16 protein-coding genes are annotated in these 19241 nt (G+C 55.7%); 13 read left to right on the plus strand and 3 right to left on the minus strand.

Features of this window, described 5'->3' with window-relative positions; translation table 11 throughout:
• The first annotated feature begins 115 nt into the window (after window positions 1-115).
• From IE111_RS16260 to tusA, 3 genes are read left to right on the plus strand one after another with little or no spacing between them, the layout of a single operon-like run.
• Window positions 116-1144 (plus strand): YheT family hydrolase, encoded by a 1029-nt coding sequence (locus tag IE111_RS16260; RefSeq protein ID WP_229805396.1) that lies wholly within the window; start codon window positions 116-118, stop codon window positions 1142-1144.
• The gene (rlmM, locus tag IE111_RS16265; RefSeq protein WP_189610649.1) at window positions 1144-2205 is read left to right on the plus strand and encodes a 23S rRNA (cytidine(2498)-2'-O)-methyltransferase RlmM; all 1062 of its coding nucleotides are present in this window, start codon (window positions 1144-1146) and stop codon (window positions 2203-2205) included. The genes IE111_RS16260 and rlmM overlap by 1 nt, the downstream gene beginning before the upstream one ends.
• Window positions 2202-2444 carry a sulfurtransferase TusA gene (gene tusA, locus IE111_RS16270; protein WP_189610651.1) on the plus strand — a complete coding sequence of 81 codons (243 nt, stop codon included), beginning with the start codon at window positions 2202-2204 and terminating at the stop codon, window positions 2442-2444. Before rlmM ends, tusA begins: the two co-directional genes overlap by 4 nt.
• Here tusA and IE111_RS16275 read toward each other — a convergent pair.
• Window positions 2420-3829, minus strand: coding sequence for an MATE family efflux transporter (locus tag IE111_RS16275; protein WP_229805397.1), 1410 nt, complete (start codon window positions 3827-3829; stop codon window positions 2420-2422). The two genes, tusA and IE111_RS16275, sit on opposite strands and share 25 nt — an antisense overlap.
• Window positions 3830-4263: 434 nt before the next feature.
• Between IE111_RS16275 and IE111_RS16280 the strand changes: the two genes are divergently transcribed.
• Both IE111_RS16280 and IE111_RS16285 read left to right on the plus strand, forming a co-directional pair.
• Complete coding sequence (locus IE111_RS16280) at window positions 4264-4860, plus strand: elongation factor P hydroxylase (protein WP_189610655.1); 597 nt, start codon at window positions 4264-4266, stop codon at window positions 4858-4860.
• A 751-nt stretch (window positions 4861-5611) separates the two neighbouring features.
• Entirely contained in the window at window positions 5612-7951 is a 2340-nt protein-coding gene (locus tag IE111_RS16285) for a hypothetical protein (protein ID WP_189610657.1), read from the plus strand.
• Between the two features lie 32 nt (window positions 7952-7983).
• On the opposite strand, the gene IE111_RS16290 is transcribed toward IE111_RS16285, so the two are convergent.
• Window positions 7984-8856, minus strand: a complete 873-nt coding sequence (locus IE111_RS16290) for a formylglycine-generating enzyme family protein (RefSeq protein WP_189610659.1) — start codon at window positions 8854-8856, stop codon at window positions 7984-7986.
• 231 nt (window positions 8857-9087) lie between these two features.
• Entirely contained in the window at window positions 9088-9960 is an 873-nt protein-coding gene (locus tag IE111_RS16295) for a formylglycine-generating enzyme family protein (protein WP_189610661.1), read from the minus strand.
• 149 nt (window positions 9961-10109) lie between these two features.
• Between IE111_RS16295 and IE111_RS16300 the strand changes: the two genes are divergently transcribed.
• The 8 genes from IE111_RS16300 to IE111_RS16335 all read left to right on the plus strand — a co-directional run bounded on the left by IE111_RS16300 (window position 10110) and on the right by IE111_RS16335 (window position 19170).
• Window positions 10110-10994 (plus strand): NAD(P)-dependent oxidoreductase, encoded by an 885-nt coding sequence (locus tag IE111_RS16300; protein WP_189610663.1) that lies wholly within the window; start codon window positions 10110-10112, stop codon window positions 10992-10994.
• Window positions 10995-11333: 339 nt separating this feature from the next.
• Complete coding sequence (rhlB, locus tag IE111_RS16305; RefSeq protein WP_189610665.1) at window positions 11334-13025, plus strand: ATP-dependent RNA helicase RhlB; 1692 nt, start codon at window positions 11334-11336, stop codon at window positions 13023-13025.
• A gap of 3 nt (window positions 13026-13028) precedes the next feature.
• Complete coding sequence (locus tag IE111_RS16310; RefSeq protein WP_189610667.1) at window positions 13029-14201, plus strand: 4-phosphoerythronate dehydrogenase; 1173 nt, start codon at window positions 13029-13031, stop codon at window positions 14199-14201.
• 547 nt (window positions 14202-14748) lie between these two features.
• Entirely contained in the window at window positions 14749-15336 is a 588-nt protein-coding gene (locus IE111_RS16315) for a hypothetical protein (RefSeq protein ID WP_189610669.1), read from the plus strand.
• A 74-nt stretch (window positions 15337-15410) separates the two neighbouring features.
• On the plus strand, window positions 15411-16370 hold the full coding sequence (locus IE111_RS16320) for a lysozyme inhibitor LprI family protein (RefSeq protein WP_189610671.1): 960 nt from the start codon (window positions 15411-15413) through the stop codon (window positions 16368-16370).
• Window positions 16371-16517: 147 nt separating this feature from the next.
• Complete coding sequence (locus tag IE111_RS16325) at window positions 16518-17168, plus strand: hypothetical protein (RefSeq protein ID WP_189610673.1); 651 nt, start codon at window positions 16518-16520, stop codon at window positions 17166-17168.
• 75 nt (window positions 17169-17243) lie between these two features.
• Window positions 17244-17768, plus strand: a complete 525-nt coding sequence (locus tag IE111_RS16330) for an ion channel (RefSeq protein WP_189610675.1) — start codon at window positions 17244-17246, stop codon at window positions 17766-17768.
• 79 nt (window positions 17769-17847) lie between these two features.
• The gene (locus IE111_RS16335) at window positions 17848-19170 is read left to right on the plus strand and encodes a hypothetical protein (protein WP_189610677.1); all 1323 of its coding nucleotides are present in this window, start codon (window positions 17848-17850) and stop codon (window positions 19168-19170) included.
• Window positions 19171-19241: the final 71 nt, after the last annotated feature.

Raw genomic sequence — 19241 nt, forward strand, 5'->3', positions numbered from 1 at the left:
CGGTAGCCGACGCGGGCCACCGCCTCCGGGACGATTCGAACTCCTATAACCCACGGTCGCGAACAACGCCCACATCCATTAGAATCCCGCCTTCCATGCTGTCGGCCACCCCGCTGTGACTCACGAAGACCTCGAACATCCACCGTACGTCGCCGGCCTCGCCATGGCGAACGGCCATTTGCAATCGATCGTACCGTCGGTTTTCCGACGCGTGACCGTGCCGTTCGTGCGCGAACGTCTGGAACTCGACGACGGCGACTTTCTGCTGCTCGACCAACTGCCCTCCGCCCAGCCGGACGCGCCCCTGGTCATCATCAGCCACGGTCTCGAAGGCAACAGCCGCCGACCCTATGTCCAGGGCATGGCCCGGCACTTCCACAACGCCGGCTGGCACGTCTACGCCTGGAACTTCCGGGGCTGCGGTGGCGAATTCAACCGCCTGCCGCGCTTCTACCACAGCGGCGCCATCGACGACCTGCGCCGCATGATCCGTCACGGCATTGAACAGGGCTTCAAGCACATCTTTCTGGTCGGCTTCAGCATGGGCGGTAACCAAAGCGTGTTGACCCTGGCCGAGCCGGATCTCGAATCGGAAGTGATGGGCGGCGCCGCATTCAGCGTGCCCATGGATCTGGCCGCCTGTTCCGAGCAACTGGCCAAACCCGCCCAGTCGATCTACATGCGACGCTTCCTGCGCGATTTGAAAGTCAAAATCGCCGACAAGGCCGAGCGTTTTCCGCAACTTGTCAGTCTGGGCGGCTACGACCGACTCAAGACCTTCAAACATTTCGACGACCGCTACACCGCGCCATTGCACGGCTTCGACAGCGCCGAGGACTACTGGGCCCGCTGTTCCTCCCGCGCCGTGCTGCCGAAATTGACCAGGCCGACGCTGGTGGTCAACGCCCTGGACGACCCCTTCCTGGCCGGCCCCTGCTACCAGCGCCCGGCCAAACCGTCGCCGTTTCTGCAATTGGAAGCGCCGCTGCGCGGCGGCCACGTCGGGTTCATGCGGTGGCGGTTGAACGACGTCCTCTGGTCCGAAAAACGCGCGCTGGCCTTCGCCGAGACCTTGCTAAACCAAAGCCATCCCATGCTGGTGCATGGCCGGATGATCACCGCACCCGCTCTGGAGCTGGAATAATGGAAACCGGCAGTACACGCCTGCTGTTACTGTGCCGCCCGGGGTTCGAGAAAGAATGCCTGGCCGAAATCACCGAAGCTGCCGCCGAGCGGGGCGCCTACGGGTGGTCCCGTCTGGAGGCCGACAGTGGTTTCGTTCTGTTCGAAACCGACCAGGCCGACCGTTTGTACAGCCAACTGCCGCAACTGGTCTTCGCTCGCGAAGCCTGGCCCGTCACCGCCGAGCTGACCGACCTGCCGGAGAAAGACCGCGTCAGCCCGATTCTCGACGCCCTGGGCGGCCAACCCCAAGGCGGTCAGCTGTTCTGCGACACTTCGGAAGGCGACGCCTACCGGGCCACCGCCCGCTTTGCCGGCAAGTTCGTACACCCGCTGCGCCAGGCCATGCGCGGCGCCGACTTGCTGACACCTAAGGATCAACCGAATCAGCCCGCCTGGCACGCCCTGTTTCTGGATTCCAGCCACGTCCTGCTCGGCCTCGACAAACCCGAGCACCGGCCGCGCTGGCCCATGGGTGTCGCGCGCCTGAAATTCCCGCCGCAGGCACCGAGCCGCAGCACCCTGAAACTGGAAGAAGCCTTTCATGTCTTTCTGGGCCCCGACTGGCGACGGACAATGGAAAACACCCACACCGGCGTCGACCTCGGCGCCGCACCCGGAGGCTGGACCTGGCAATTGGTGAACCAGGGGCTGGCCGTACAGGCCATCGACAACGGCCCGATGGACGAAGACCTGATGGCCACCGGCCAGGTCGAGCACCTGCGCGCCGACGGTTTTACTTGGGCGCCGGACTATCCGGTCGACTGGCTGGTCTGTGATATGGTGGAGCAACCGGCCCGGGTGGCCGAGCGCATGCTGGATTGGCTGACGAACGGCTGGACCCGCTCGACGATCTTCAACCTGAAACTGCCGATGAAAAAACGCTGGCAAACCTGGCAGGGCATTCGCGAGCAGATCGACCGGCGGCTCGGCGATGCCGGGGTGCGCTATCATCTGGCGGCCAAACACCTTTATTTCGACCGCGAGGAAATCACGGTTTACCTCACGAGAACCGACGCATGACAGAACCGACTTACGACCACGAACTCGACACCCGCGGCCTGCGTTGCCCGGAACCGGTCATGATGCTGCACCGCCAGATGCGCGCCATGCAAAAAGGCGAGACCGTGCGCGTGCTGGCGACCGACCCGGCCACCCAGCGCGACATTCCCCAGTTCTGCGAATTCCTGCAACACGAGCTTGTGGCGCAGACGCAGACCGAAGAAGAATTCCACTACTACATCTGCAAGGCCGGCCGCTGATTCTTCGCCCGGCTGAACCAGAACAGCCGGGACGCCAGCAGCGTCGCCGCCACTGATAGTCCCACCGTCAACGCAATCCAGAACCCGGGCGCCCCCAGGGCGGGCACCAGCCAGTCCGTGAAGGTGAGCACCCACCCCAGCGGCAGGCAGATCGCCCAGAACGACAGCAGCATGATGAACATTGGAATGCGGGTATCCCGATAGCCGCGCAGCGCGCTGATGCAGGTGACCTGCATGACATCGGCGATCTGGAAGATGGCCGCGAACATCAGCAGTTTCGCCGCCACGTCCTGTACGTCGGTGTCGCCGGTGTACAGCCGGGCGATCAGCTCGGTGGTGGCGAACAGGCTGGTGGCGTACACCAGGGCGATGATCGCCACCAGTATCAGTGAACTGCGCGCCACCAGCCGGGCGGTGTCCGGCGCTTTAGCCCCGATCAGGAAGCTGATGCGCAGCGTCAATGCCATGCCCAGGCTCAACGGCACCATGAACACCAGCGACACCACGTTCAGCGCGATCTGGTGGCCGGCCACGATGACGGGGCCGAGCGGAGCCAAAAAGAGGGCGATGACGGCGAACATGCTGGCTTCGACGAAGATGGTGAAACCAATGGGGATGCCCAGTTTCAGCACATAGACGATGTCATTCCAATAGGGTTTGGCCCGGTCCCGCCAGAGATGAAAGTCCTGATAGGTCCGGCTGGTGTTGAGGTACACCACCAGGGCGATCAGCGCGCACCAGACCGAGATTGCCGTCGCCCAACCGCAACCGACGCCACCCATGGCGGGCACGCCAAGCTTGCCGTAGATAAAGATGTAGTTCAGTGGCAGGTTGATGGTCGTGCTCAGCAGGGAAAAAGCCATGATGACTTTGGTGTGACCGAGCCCATCGGTCAGCCCGCGCAGGGCGAACAGGCCGAGCAGGCCGGGCACGCCCCAGGCGAAGGCGCTGAGGTAGCCCTGGGTGATGTCGGAGCTCACCGGGTCCAGCTTTAACAGGTCGAGTATGGGGTGCACGTTGAGCAAAAAGAGCACCATCAGGACGGTGGCGCCGGCGCCGATGTACAGCCCTTGCCAGGTGATGGGCATGATGCGGTCGGTCTGTTCGGCGCCCCGGTAGCCGGAAATAATGGGCTGCAATGCACTGAGGGTGCCCATGAACAGCAGGAATATGGGGCTCCACAGGCTGCCGCCAATGGCGACACCAGTGAGGTCTTCGGCGCTGGCGTGGCCGGCCATGACAGTGTCGATGACGCCGTTGGCCATTTGCGCCAATTGGGCGACCAGGATCGGTCCGCCGAGGATGGCCAGTGTTTTCCATTCAATCAGGGTTGTCGCAACCCGCCCGGCTTTCGGTTCGGGGGGCGGCTGATGGGTCTCGTCCACAAGTGCCTCTGGTTTGTTTCGGTGGTCGGTTGGTGTAATTGGTGCCGGGAACCCGTGGCAGGTGCCGGTGGTGCTCACTCCGGGTCGCCGTGAACCCATCCATGGGGGCTAGACCGCATCATCCATGATGCGCACTCCCCTGCGTGAGCACCACCGGCACCTGCCACTAGCCTTCGGTGACCACATACCCCACCCCCACTGGTTTAATTGTAGGGTAAGGGGAGGGCGGTCGATTCTTAACCAACCGGTCGAATAGGGAGCCGTCTATTGTGCCTTAATCTGGTGCAATGGCAACGCACCCCCCGATCTATGTAGGAGCCATGGTCCGCACGCGGCGCCGTGCGCGACCAAACAAAACCAACCCCAATCCAAACAACCGCCCAAAAGTTCAACCCCCTTCCCAACAACAACCAAACCAGTAAACTCCCCACCCCATGACCGCACTCACCCAACCAAACACCACACCAGACACCCAAACCCTCCCAAAACCCCACTGGGAACCGGGCGTCGAGCATCTGTTGTCGACACTAAACCCCTGGCTCACCCAATCCTGGAATACCCAACTGATCCCGGGCGCAGGCGAGCCTCTCTATCTACCGGCGGATGCGCAAACACCACACAATCGCATCTTCTTCGCCCATGGGTACTTCAACAGTGCCCTCCACGAGCTGGCCCATTGGTGCCTGGCCGGTGAACGGCGCCGCGGGTTGGAGGATTACGGTTACTGGTACTGCCCGGACGGTCGTAATGCGGAGCAACAGGCGGAGTTCGAGCGCGTTGAGGTGAAGCCGCAAGCCATTGAGTGGTGGCTGACGCTGGCGTGCGGTCGTCGGTTTCGCACGAGTCTGGATAATCTGTCCGGGGAACCGACCGACAGCCGGCCGTTCCGCACCCGGGTGCAGGCCCAGGCCATCACCTACGCCGAAGGCGGGTTGCCATCGCGGGCCGAGTCGGCAGTGAACCTGCTGAGCCAGGCGTTTGAACAACCCCGCCCAACCGAGGCGGTGTTTTCCGAACAGATCCCCAGTTAAACCCAATTTCAAAAAACGACAATGCGTAATACTTTTACCGCCTTTCCAGGGGTCGCCGTAAACGCAATTACCCATCCAGATAAACCGTCTGGCAGCCCCCAAAAGCCTCGTTCAACCTAAAAACCTCCCTCATCATCAAACCCGATCGCCGATCCAATATTTAATTTTGTGATTAACTCCTCGAAACCAGCCCTTTCCAACGGTTACCTGCCCGGTTCCATTTCCTTACACTCCCATTTCCCTTCGTTGTCGAGCAGTCAGGCGTCTCGAACCCGCATTACGGGAGCCGGGCCTCGGTAAGGACAACCGCGATGCAACGGAAAAAGGACGCTTCATGAGTGTATTTGACCCCGAGGTGGATGCCTCGACACCCACCGACCCGCCGGCCGGATATCACACTATTCAATGGTTTTCTCTGCCCCACCCGGTGGCCAGGCAGTTGCGCCCGCTCGTTCGGGACGGCCGCTGGCTGCAATGCCGGGTGGAAGGGCTGACCTGGATGCTGGAGCCGGTGCCTTCAGACCGGATATTGATTCTCTGGGATGGCCGCACAGCCAAGCACATCAAGGCCCGGGGCATTTCTGCCTTCGACCGGGGCCAACCCTTTCTGTTTCGCCGCTTCCCGTCCGATTCGAAAACGTGCGGCGGTGCCGGGGCCGGTCGAAATGCCCAGAACGGGCGCGAGACGGAGGAGGGCGAGGGCCCCAGCCGCTGGGGCGGTGGTCGTTTCACCGGGCCACCGCATTTCAACGTGACGGTTCACATTTACGACCCGTTAGACGGTACCCACCCAAAACCGCCGGAGCTTGAACTGGGCGAGCGGCCCATCCACCCGAGCCGCGAGGCTTACCAATTGGGCGAAGACGAATCCGTATTCGACCTGGCCCGGCGGCTCTATGGCCTGCCGATCCTCAAGCCACTGCTGAACCTCAATGAGCGCCACAGCTACGACCGACTGCCCGCACCGGGCAGCCGGATCCAGGTGCCCGGTTTCCGTCTGCCGATCTCCGGCTCGGCGAACCCGCAGACCAAAAGCATCTCGCTCACCTGGGACGGGCCGACCGAGGGCCAACAGAACCTGCCGTTCCAGCCAGGCCCAGCGGCCACCTCCGGAGAAACCCGGTTCTGGGACTTCCGCATACCGGTCAAGGCCGGTGACTACCAACTGACCGCCCGCAACGGCACAGTCGAACACAGCCGGACGATTCGCATTGAACCGCCCAGCAACCCCCGCGCGCAGCCACTGGACGTCTGCTACCGCCCGGAGACCGGTGAACAGCTGCTGGTGACCGATTACTTAACCCACCAGATCGACACCGACAGCCAACTCATCGACGACGCCCTTCAAGCCCTGAACGACGCCGTGGAAGCAGACGACCAGGAAGCCATCCCCGAAAAGAAAGCCGCCGTCATGAAAGCCCTGGCCCCGGCCGGGCGCAGCGACACCGGCATCGCCGGGCTGACCGAACTGGCCGGCTACAAAGGCCGCAAGGCCACCTACGTGCGCAGCGACAAGATCGCCAACCACGTTCGCCGCTACAGCCTCGCCGTCACCGTGCGAGACGAACGCCGCTTCACCGACGCCACCGGCTCCTTCGATGCCGCCAAGGCGCAACGCACCCTGAAAGAGGACTATCAGGGCGGCCTGGAGAAAGTCGATTTCAAACTCAACCTCGCCCAGTTCGACACCGCCATGACCGACTGGGCCGAAAGCTGGAACGAGACCACCGGGCAAAAGCGGGACTGGCTGGCCGACTCCGACCACTTCACCGCCACCACCGAAGCCGCCGTCATGCGGCTGATGGCTGGTGCCTCATTAAGTGCAAGCGTCAGCAAAACCGCCATCGGTCTCGCGGCCAATGCCTCCGCCTCGGCGGCTCTGGCCGAGGGCAAGGTCACGGTGGAAAGCCACTTTCCGGATAAGGACGGCTTTGCGCTCCAGCTGGAGTTGGAGAACAAGCATTCGCCCGACACCACCACTCTGGATTTCGGCGCCGTCCGGGCCAGCATGATCATCGAACTGATCGGCTTTGCCGGTGCCAAGGCGCTGGTCTGCGCCAATGTCGAGCTGAGCATGGACGGCTCGAAGGCCGCGTTGAAAGGACTGACCGATAATGAGGCCCGGGAAAAAGCCGAATCCGATTCCGATTTCGAACCGCATCCACCGGTACAGGGTGCCGATGTGGGCGCATCGGCGTTTGCGGGTATCTCCGGTGGCTGTGGCGTAAAAGGCGCGCTGGAATGGGATAACCCCGAACAGCGGACCGGCGATGAGCCAGCTTTCTCGGCGTTTGCTGAGATTGGCGGGGAGTTCAATGCTCAAGTTGGTGGTGGTGGTGAGGCCAAGCTCTATGTCGCTTTCGATGACGGCAAGTTTATGATCCGAAGTCGGGTTGGAGCGTGTTTTGGGGTCGGTGCTGCCGGTGCCTTGGTCGCCACTGTAAACGTGAACACCATTTATGACTTTATTCAGTGCATCTACCATCAGTTGATGAAGTTCGATTTCCGGAAACTGGAGTTTATTGATGAGCGCGCGTTTCAGGCTTTCCATCAAATAATTTCAGGAGCATTGCAGCTGGGTGAGCAGGTCCTTGACTGTATCCAGAATAGTGTGGAAGACATATCTGAATGGTGGAAAAGGGTTGTACTTGCGACTGAACACGACCAGCAAGCAAAGCAATTGGCTGAGAATATTCTAAATGATGATCAGGGATTAGTTCAGTTTGCTCCACCCGAAGCCAAGGCGAGCCTCCTGCGTAAACTCTGTATTGTGAAAGGGGCTGTTAATAAATTAGGTTTAAACTTATTTAATGAAAACCGTGAAGAAGCGGTGATAAAAGTTCTATCGACCGTAACTTGTGAACGGGAGTTTATTGAGATCACCGAACGGATGGGCCCAGATGGCCCGTTACACCCGAGTGAGACAGGATGGATATCGGACCAAGGGAAAGAACTGATCCGAAGCCTATTGGATGGCCGTGAAGACCTGCAATTCATGCGCTGGTATATGAACTTACCACGATACGCAACCAAGGAGGGTACTGCCGCCTGGGCAGCTCTGTCAGCTCAACAGGAAGTCAAGCTTGTTTAATAGGCTTTAGGACACCTTTCGGGTTTGGGAGATTAAGGCAATGGAGTCGATTGGTTTACCGCACACCGGAAACCGGTGCTCTGATAGTCGAAATCCAGTTTTTCATTCTCGTATCGAATGAACACATTACTGGCGGAGGGGGACTCCAAGTAGGTTCCCCCTCTTAATACTTTGTGGGTTCCAGTTTCCGGTCCTTTTGGATTGACCGAGTCGCCCCATTGGTAGTAGTCATCGGCGAACCAGTCATTGACCCAATCCTTCATGTTACCCGCCATATCGTAAAGTCCCAGCGGGTTTGGAGGAAAACTGCCGGATGGTCGTGGGTTGCGTATGAATTCGGAATAGTTTTCGCCCTCCCGGATAGTCCCATCGTTCGTTGCATAAAGGACTTTTTGACCTCGATTTCGAGCCGCGTATTCCCACTGGGCTTCAGTCGGGAGATCGAAGGGTAGCCCCGTCTGGTCGGCCAACCAAAGACAATAGTTTTTGGCACCATGCCAGCTTACACCTGCAGGGTACTCTGGTCCCCGCCAATCTTTACCGACGGACCACTTTCGCCAATAGGTACGGGGTAAGTCATTGGCATCGGTATACAGGTCGTATTCCCCGTAGCTGATCTCATAAGCTCCAATCGAATAGCTGTCCAGGGTCACCTCAGTAGGGGGCTTGTTGTCCCGGTAAGGCGTCATATAGAGGCCATTCTCGTTTTTATAGTCCCCCATCATGAAGGTCCCACCCTCCACAAACACCATCTGCGCTTTGGAGCGCTCAATCAACTCTTCGATCTCAGCCTGGGTGACATTGCGCTCAGGCATGGGCGGGGTGTCATCCTTGGGTTCGGATCGGCAGGCCGCGAGGGCCAGGGTGGACAGCGCGAGGGTCAGTGCGGTGCTCCGGTGATTCATTCCTTCGTTCCCTGTCTGGTTCGAACGCCATTGTAACAAAGGAAACACCCCGCCTCATGGGGCGGAACCCCACTAAAGTCGGTTACGTTTCACATTTCTCGCGTCTACATCGACGAAATTTCCAGCTACAAGGGCTCAATCGAAGATAAGGCTGGCCTAGCAAATACGGTCGTGTCATTCACCAGTTGGCATGAATGCCGGTTGGTGAATGACAACTCATGAATCCCGAGCTCAATGAATGGAAGTCGGTTGATTCACCGCGCATCTAAATCCGGTGCTTTTAAAGTCCGCAGTCAGTTCATCCAATTCTTGCCGGATGAATACGTTGCTAGCATAAGGCGATTCCAAATATACGCCTCCTCGAAGGATCTTGTGCGAACCTGTTTCTGGTCCAGTGGGGTTTATTTTGTTACCCCGCTGGTAGTAGTCCTTCGCGTACCAATCGTTGACCCATTCCGCCATATTGCCGGCCATGTCATATAAGCCGAGCGGGTTAGGGGGGAAAATACCGGAAGGTCTCGGGTAGCGAGTGAATTCCGAGTAGTTCTCTCCTTCACGGATGGTTCCGTCATTTGTCGCGTATAAAACCTGTTTACCCCGGCTCCGTGCTGCATATTCCCACTGAGCTTCCGTCGGAAGATCGAACGGTAGGCCGGACTGTTCTGCCAGCCATAGGCAATAATCCTTGGCACCGTTCCAACTGACTCCAGCTGGGAATTCCGGACCCCGCCATTCCTCGCCCTCAGACCATTTTCGCCAATAAGTTCGGGGTAAATCGTTGAGGTCGGTATACAGGTCAAATTCCCCGTAACTGATCTCGTAAGCCCCGATCGAATAGCTATCCAACGTCACCTCGGTAGGGGGCTTATTGTCCCGATCAGGCGTCAGATACAACCCGTCTTCATCCTGATAATCCCCCATCATGAAGGTCCCACCCTCCACAAACACCATCTGCGCTTTGGAGCGCTCAATCAACTCTTCGATCTCAGCCTGGGTGACATTGCGCTCAGGCATGGGCGGGGTGTCATCCTTGGGTTCGGATCGGCAGGCCGTGAGGGCCAGGGTGGACAGCGCGAGGGTCAGCGCGGTGCTCCGGTGATTCATTCCTTCGTTCCCTGTCTGGTTCGAACGCCATTGTAACAAAGGACACACCCCGCCTCATGGGGCGAACCCCACTAAAGTCGGTTACGTTTCACATTTCTCGCGTCTACACTGACGGGGTTTCCACACAGTCGAACAAGGAGTCCGTCCCCATGAAGCCAATCAAAACCGTCGCCTTCCTCGGCCTGGGTGTCATGGGCTATCCCATGGCCGGTCACTTGCAGCGCGCGGGGTTCGATGTCTGCGTCTACAACCGCACCGCCACCAAAGCCGAACAATGGCAACAGGAATACGGTGGCCGCTGGGCCGAAACACCGAAAGAGGCCGCCGAAGGGGCGGATGCGGTGCTGATGTGCGTGGGCAACGACGACGATGTCCGCTCCGTGGTCTTCGGCGACACCGGCGCCTTGGCCGGTATGGCCGCGGGCAGCCTGCTGGTCGACCACACCACCACCTCCGCCGACCTCGCGCGGGAGCTGGACGCGGCCTGCCGCGAACACCAGGTCGGGTTTGTCGACGCACCGGTCTCCGGCGGCCAGGCCGGGGCGGAAAACGCCAAGCTGACCATCATGTGCGGTGGTGAAACGACGGATTTCGACCGCGCCGTGCCCTTGTTCGAAGCCATGGGCCACCGCTGGCGCCGCCTCGGCCCGGCCGGCAGCGGCCAGTTGTGCAAAATGGTCAACCAGGTCTGCATCGCCGGGTTGCTGCAGGGGCTGTCCGAAGGCATCCGCCTGGCCCAGGTATCCGGGCTGGACGTGGCCGAAGTGGTCGACGTGCTCGGCGGCGGCGCCGCCCAAAGCTGGCAGATGGACAACCGCGCCCTGACCATGGCCGAAGACAAATTCGACTTCGGCTTCGCCATCGACTGGATGCGCAAAGACCTGGAGTACGCCCTGGCCGAAGCCAAGCGGGTAGGGCTGGACATGCCCGTGGCCGATTTGGTCAACGGCTTCTATAGAGAGCTGCAGGACCAGGGCATGAACCGGTGCGACACCTCGGTGCTGATCCGCCGGTTGGGGACGCGAAAGGCGTAATACCCCCAACCCATGGAGACTGCCCAAAAAGTGCGCTACAATCGCCCACCCCGGTGTTAAGCCGTCCCTTGACCGGCCCACTATCGATTTACACGCGGCCGTATGCATTGGCACTCTCCCGCCCAGCGCGAGAACCTGCCAGGACAGCCCCGGGATGGGGTCCCACGACCCGGTTCTTTAAAACGAAGCGTAAGGCCATTCACCATTCGATGGCCTAGGCTGGAATGCCCATACGACCGTTCCCAGTAACGGGCGGGCGAACCGCCAGCCGTACTTTAAACCCGCGTCGCTCGGCCGTTGAATCGCTGACCGACCCAACCCATTGGTAAGTGAATCTCTGTGACAAACCAATCCCGTAAACCCCGTAAACCCCGTTGGCACATCTCACAATTCAAAGTTCCTGAAGCGCCCGGCAAAGTCCGGTTCCACGACCTGTTCCTGCCCATCGCCCTGATGCGCGCGATTCATGAGCTGGGCTACGAATACTGCAGCCCCATCCAGGCCATGACGCTGCCCTACACCCTGGCCGGGCACGACTGCATCGGCAAGGCGCAAACGGGCACCGGCAAGACGGCGGCCTTCCTGCTCACCGTCATTACCGACCTGATGGAGCACCGCCTGCCGGAACAGTTCGCCGGCGAACCACGCGCGCTCATCCTCGCGCCCACCCGCGAACTGGCGATGCAGATCGCCGAAGACGCCAAGTCCCTGACCAAGCACAGCCGCCTGAAAGTGGCCACCCTGGTCGGCGGCATGGACATGGACAAGCAGCGCAAGCAGCTCGAGGAAGCCCGACTGGACATCCTGGTCGCCACCCCGGGCCGGCTGATCGACTTCATGAACCGCAAACAGGTGTTCCTCGACCAGGTCGAGACCCTGGTGATCGACGAAGCCGACCGCATGCTCGACATGGGCTTCATTCCGGACATCAAAACCATCGTCCGCGCCACACCGAAGACCGAAGAACGCCAGACCCTGATGTTCTCCGCCACCTTCTCCTACGACATCCTCAACCTGGCCCAGCGCTGGACCCGGGATGCCGTCAAAGTGGAAGTGGAACCCAAGGTGAAGACCGCCGAAGACGTCGAACAGCACGTCTTCCTCGTCTCCACCGAAGAGAAGTACCGCCTGCTGCACCACGTGCTCAAGCAGCCCGAAGCCGACCGCGTCATGGTGTTCGCCAACCGCCGCGACATCGTCCGCGACCTGAGCGAGCGCCTGCGCAAAAGCGGTATCCATTGCGAAGTGCTGAGCGGTGAAGTGCCCCAGGCCAAGCGCGTGAAAACCCTCGATAACTTCAAAGAAGGCAAGGTGCCTGTACTGGTCGCCACCGATGTCGCCGGTCGCGGCATTCACGTCGAAGGCGTCTCCCACGTGGTGAACTACACCCTGCCGGAAGACCCGGAAGACTACGTGCACCGCATCGGCCGTACCGGCCGCGCCGGCGCCAAGGGCGTCTCCATCAGCTTCGCCTGCGAAGACGACTCGTTCCAGATCCCCGCGATTGAAGACTACATCAAGCGCAAGATCGAACTGGAACAACCGCCGGCCGCCTGGCTGGGCGAAGAGCAGGCCGCCGCCGACGCGAAAGCCGAAGCCAAGGCACAGAAAGACGAAGCGGACGCCAAGGCCGAGTCAAAAGCCGACAGCCAGGCCGACAAACCGAAAGCCAGCAAGCCCCGGTCGAACCGGCCGAAATCGGACAAGCCCAAGGCTCAGAACCGCAAGGCCGAAGACACCCAGGCGGACGCTTCCAAAACCGAAGAGGCCACCGCGCCCAAGGCTGAAGCACCCAAAGCTGAAGCTGAAAGCGCCCAGGCGGAACAACCGGCCGACGCCCAACCGGCCGCTGCGGCCGACGACAAAGCCGACAGCCAGACGCCCAAGGCCGAACAGCCCGCCGAACCGGCCAAAGCCGACGACAAGCCGGAAGAGACGCCCGAAGCCAAGGCGGACACCGACGAGACCGCCGACCAGCCGGACGAGAAGAGCGACAGCGAAACCGCCAAGCACAAGGAAGGTTCCGCCTGAGCCATGTCCGCAGTAAGTGGCCTGCGCATCGTCGCAGATGAAAACATGCCGCACGTCGAGCCCTGGTTCTCAGGGCTCGCACACTCCCTGACCCGCAAGCCCGGCCGTACCCTCACCCGAGACGACCTGATGGACGCCGATGTACTGCTCGTGCGGTCCGTCACCCAGGTGAACGCCGACTTGCTGACCGGCACCCCGGTCCGTTTTGTGGGCAGCGCCACCATCGGCACCGACCACATCGACCAGGCCTGGCTCGCCGAGCAGGGCATCGCCTTCCACCACGCCCCCGGCTGCAACGCCCAATCCGTCGTCGACTGGGTGCTCTCGGTATTCGCCCGCCTGCATCTGGATTTCGAACTGCCCTGGTGGCAACGCACCATCGGCGTTATCGGTGCCGGCAACGTCGGCGGTAAACTGGTGGACCGCCTAAAAACCCTCGGCGTACGCACCCTGGTGTGCGACCCGCCGCGTGCCGAACGTGAAGAGCGAGAGGGCACATTAGGGCAGGACGACTTCGTCGGCCTGAACACCCTGCTGCAGGCCAGCGACATTGTCTGCATGCACGCCCCGCTCACCCGACCGGGTGAGGCCGGCCAACACGCCACCGAAGGCCTGATCGGCGCCGACCAATTGGCCCTGATGAAACCCGGCGCCTGGCTCATCAACGCCGGCCGCGGCCCCGTCATCCAGGAAGGCCCGCTGCAAAGCGCATTGGACACCCAATGCATCCACGCCGTGCTCGACGTCTGGCCCGATGAACCCCGGGTAAGCGAACGCTTACTCAACGCCGTGTACCAGGCCAGCCCCCACGTGGCCGGCTACAGCCAGGAAGGCAAATGGACCGGCACCCGCATGCTGGCCGAGGCCCTGCACCACTGGGCCAACCAACCCCTGCCCAGCGGCCCGGACCTGCCCCAAGGCCCCACACTCAACGCTGCCTTCTTCAGCCAGGACACCCCCGAACACCTCGGCAGTGAACTGGTGCAGGCCCTGCACGACCCCGCACGCGACACCGTGGCGATGCAGCAATCCGTACAGGGCGACCACATCCCCCCGCACACCTTCGACGCCCTGAGAAAGGAATACCCCAAGCGCAGGGAACTGGCGGCGGCTGAGGTGAGCAATGTGCCTGCCGAAGCAGAAGACTGGCTGCGGAAACTCGGGTTCCGCCTGTAGGGGCGGACAGCTTCGACACCTTCCTGAAATTCTTCCTTGAACTCGGTCACAAATCGCGATACACCTAGTACACAACAACCCGCGACACAGATTGGCGTGCCATATAACCGGCCCGGCGGTAGCGTGGGTAAAGCACTTTCACGGCTGTGTTTTGACCCATCTAAACAAGTCTGATTCTCAACGGCCTAACTCCGCGCTATTTCCATACATGAATCACGATGCGTAGCCAGTCTGGTTCCTGCGCTTAGAAACGATGATCTAAAACAAGCCGACTTGAGTGATGCCTTGATTAAATATTGATCATGTACGTGTCTTGGAGTAAATGATCCCGAATATGTGGCAGGATAAGTTACAAAAGTGTCGGAATATCCGAGATCATCCACACTACCGTTATTTTTTCAGGATCAATGTCAGGTGACACGGAAAGTTGAATTGGCCTTGGAAATGCTGTGGAATAAGGAATGTATAGATGTTGGTTTGATAGTGACTGATTGAATGACCGGGATAACCTACACATTTTGGGTGAATAAACTGTCTAAGGAATGGTATGAGTGATTTTATCGACTTTATAAAAGAGAATGCTAGGTTCGTTCTAGCTATAATCGCAAATGTAATTGCATTATGTGTATCTATTTGGTGGTTGATAGATAGTAATTGGAAGTCTGGTAGCGACTTGGAAATTGAGCCTATTGTGTCAACAGTAGCTTTGACTGCAACCTTGCTTGGACTCAACTTCGTTAATGACAAACTAAGCAAGCCGAATCTTAAGGTCAGCATGAGCATGGCTATGGCTCAGCATCCGACAAAAGGCCTTATGCATGGAATTAGTGTAACCGTAGAAAATCACTCTATAATTAAGGCTTTTGTGAAATATTTTCAGGTTGAAATTCCTGAGAAAAAGCAAGTCATGCAGTTCCTTTATGAAGGATTCACCGGCCAACCTCTGTCAAAGGTGATCGTCGAGCCGGGGCAGTCTTTCTCTTTCAATATAGTTAAAGAGAATATGTCGGGGGCACCAACTGATAAGTATGAGTATGGTGATTTTGTAGTTTCAACGGACCTTGGCTATAAGTTTTCTATCCCTGCGAAAGTGTTTAGGGAGCATTTCTCTACTCTTATGAAGTGCAAGACATAACCAGTGGCTTTTGTCGGCGCACCTATGCTGCGATCCGGCACGCCGCAAAGCTAAGCGTTAGATTCACTATGCATATGAGCAAAGCCAGAGACATCATTCAAGAGATCGCGGAAGTGCGTGAGCGACGACGTATTGGCAACGCTATGGCGGAGCTGCCCCTTCGACTGTTCGCGCTTGAGCGGGCATTTAAGCTGCACGGAAGCACAGATGCTGAGCTAGCGAAGTATTTTCCGGTTGCATTAATAGCTTGCTTGGAAGGCTATTTCCGAATGGCCATCAAAGATTTAGTCGATGCAGGTGAGCCATACTTATCAAATGCGGAGAAGCCCGCCAGTTCAGTCAAGCTTGATTTTTCACTATTGCGCGCCGTACACGGGAAATCGGTAACGGTTGGTGAAATAGTGTCCCATGGAGTACCAATAAGCCGCCTAGAGCACATCGAATCGGTGTTTTCGAGCCTGTTGGGGACAGGCTTTCTTAGTAATTTACGGGTGGTATCGGACAGATGGGCGCATGAGGTAAAAGGCCAACCGGCCGAGCCAATCCTCAAAGACCCAGATCGAGTTTTTGGAGATGTCGCAAGAACCTTCGAATTAAGGCATATCATTTGTCATGAGATAGCGTCGGCGTACGAAATCAACTTGGCTGAAATCGAAAGCTGTTTCGAAAGTTGCGTTGCATTTTTACGTGCGGCAGATGAGTTAATTTCTGAAACACTTTATCCCAATGCTCCGTTGACCCAATCCGACATGAATACCTCAGCTGGCGAATCTTTAATCAAAAAACGCGCTGAAGTTGAGTATGCTATTGATGAGCTCCAGAAAAGTCTAGGTGAGAAAGAAATAGATTCGTTGAATAAATCCCAACAGCTATGGGAGGAATACTGTGACGCTTGGGCTCATTTTGTCGCCGGGGAGCGCGAGGACGGCGGTACGATTTGGCCGGTAATTTACGCAGGTACTGCTGAGGCCAATGCACAAAACCGTTTAGATGAAATTAAGAGCTATAGGCGACTCAGTGATGGCTGGAAATGAAATCTTACAAACGCATTCACTTGGACAGCAAAAAGCACCGCTCCTCATTCCTCATCGCTCTACATTTTACCGGTGTTGCGAAGCGTTAACTGCCCAAGTTACCCAAGAAAAGTAGACATCTAAATCCCACTTAAAGGAGGCTAGGAGTTGCCAAAGAATTTCAAAACTAAAATGAAAAAGGGTGTTGCTTTGAAAAAATTGCAAGACCTTATAGACAGAATAGAATACTGGAATAAGCATTATGCAACATATTTTAAAGTACAAAGTGCAACTTTAGTCGGAAGTCTAGCTCGTAATCAAGAGGTTATTGGCGACATTGACGTCTGCATGCAAGTTCAAAGAGCAAAAGAATTCTCTGCTCAAGAAAACAAAGAAAGCTATATTGAGTGGAGAAAGTCCTTGCTAGGTTACGCTCCGCCAAGAGATTATAACGCTCAGTTGAATATGTATGAGTTGGATGTGACACGTTATGTCAAAAACAGAGATGGTCGTATTGAAATACTTAGAAACGATCAATTAGGTCCAATCTCATTAACGATGAACCCTATTTCTTCTATTGTTAACGGCGGCTCGATTATATCGAGCTCAGCATCAGAGGTGGTTATGAATGCTTTGCCAATAACAAATGAGAAAGCTATTGAGTTAATCAACTCAGGTATACCTAGAAGGCCAGCTGAAGCAAAAGGTGAATATTGGAATTCATATTGCTGTTCATTAAGCCGATATTCAGATGTCCATAGGGAGTTAATTCTCAAGCGTGATAATTATTTAAGTAACTTTCAAGCAGAAAATGCCTAACAAAGCCCGTCAAAACGGACCGCAATTCGCTAGTGCTCATTGCTGCCGTTGTGGGCGGTGTTGTTCGAGGAAAACATGAATATAACAGTAATCCCAATTCCCGACGATGGTCGGTTTACCTTTATAAGAGCCTTAATAAGAACATTTCTCTCCTGGATTCTAGCATTTATTGTATGGTTTGTACTTTCATATTTTTATGAAGGAGAATCTAACGCGTTAATCGCGTTTTTTGGATCCTTATCTGTATATTTCGCATATTCTGTCTACCTTAAGTCTTTGCATGATGAACATAGCAATATAAATAACTATCAACTTCTTAGCTTGGTTGGTCTTTATCTTCTTATAGCTGTAATCGTTGTTGTTTTATATGCGGCATACTATGCAGTTTTTGACTTTGTCGTTGGAAATGGTACTGTCTGGGAGTCAAACTTTCATAACGCGCTTTATTTTTCTGTAGTTACATTTACAACGCTAGGCTTTGGTGAGTTTTTGCCTGGTAATACCCCCGCAAGATATTTTGTTTCGGGTGAGGCAATGCTAGGTACCTTGCATATGGTAACATTTGTATCCGTATGGTTATCTAAGTTTGTAAATCGATAGTTCGAATAACAATCATAGGCAGGCGACGCGCATAAAATCGTGCGCTCTTTCTGAATCCGATTAAATACATAGGAGCTTCGTGGATATTTTTAATAGTCGAGAAATTGCAGTTGGTTTATGGCTGCTAGTGATTTCAGTGTACCTCTATTCATCCCCCAAAATGGTTGAGGTCAGAAATTCATTTAGACACTTATTATCCGCGTTCCTTGTAAAGCAGATTTTGGTCATTCTTGGATTTATGATTGTGTACATGGTTTCTGTGGTTTACTTCCTATTAAAATTAGATTTATGGAATATCGATCAGATCAAGAATACTGTTTTTTGGTGTGTGTCTGTAGGCTTTATGTCCTTGCTTAAACTTGAAGCGATAAAAAGAGATAAAAGCTTCTTCAAACACTCGGTCATTGATAATTTGAAGTTGTTGGCCGTTTTTCAATTTATAGTAGGGTTTTACACTTTCCCCATATGGATTGAATTATTTATCGCGCCTGTATTGGCACTTCTAGCTGCTATGTTAGCTATTGCTGAAACAGACAAAAAAAATCATAAAGTCAAAGCGCTACTTGAATACTGCCTATTAATTTTTGGCATCATATTGATTGTTTACACGTTATATATGCTGGCTACTAATTTTGATAAGTTTGGCAATGAAAACACTGTATATGATTTCATTCTTCCTCCGTTGTTGACGCTTTGCTACTTGCCATTTATATACGTCTCACTAGTTTATTCAACATACGAGCAAGTTTTTGTCCGCCTACAGTTTGCTATTAGAAAAAAGCATTATAGGAATTTAGCTAAACTATACGCTATCTTGCTTTTCAATATTAGGATAACCCTTCTTGAACGCTGGTCATATCATATCAACAGGAATAATATTGAAACACACTCGGAGTTAATAGAGTCTTTTCGGCATATTCTTAAAGTGAGGAAAGCAGAAAGGAATCCGAAAGAAGTACCAAGTGAGCTTGGATGGAGTCCATACTATGCCAAGGAATTTCTTTCAGGTGAAGGGCTAAATACTGGTTTCTATCACCGATTATTTGCAGGCGAATGGTTTGCATCATCTCCGATGGAAGAGTTCGGGGGTGGTATTATCCCAGATAGTGTTGCTTACTATGTTGAAGGATCTGAGGAATTAGCAAAAGTATTAAAGCTTAAAGTCAACGTAAATGATGCTGCCAGGTCTCATCAGGCTCACGTAAAATTGGCTGAACTTGCTGAAGCATTAAGTCTGGTTAGCTTAGATTTGCCTTTGTCTGTTGAAATGAAGGCTGCTATTGTTGAAGGAAATGCGTATGCTGAAAAATCTGAGGGTAAAACTATTTCTCTGGCTTTAGAAAAATGGCCAAGCCATAGACTCAATGGATATGATCTTAAATTTGTAATATCAAGCACTTAATAGTCGCTGCAGTCGGACAAGTGATCTTGCCCCTATTTAACGAAACCTATAGTCAAACTGTCAAGGTCCCA

It is taken from the genome of Saccharospirillum salsuginis (assembly GCF_014651855.1).
Classification (GTDB): Bacteria; Pseudomonadota; Gammaproteobacteria; order Pseudomonadales; family Natronospirillaceae; genus Saccharospirillum; species Saccharospirillum salsuginis.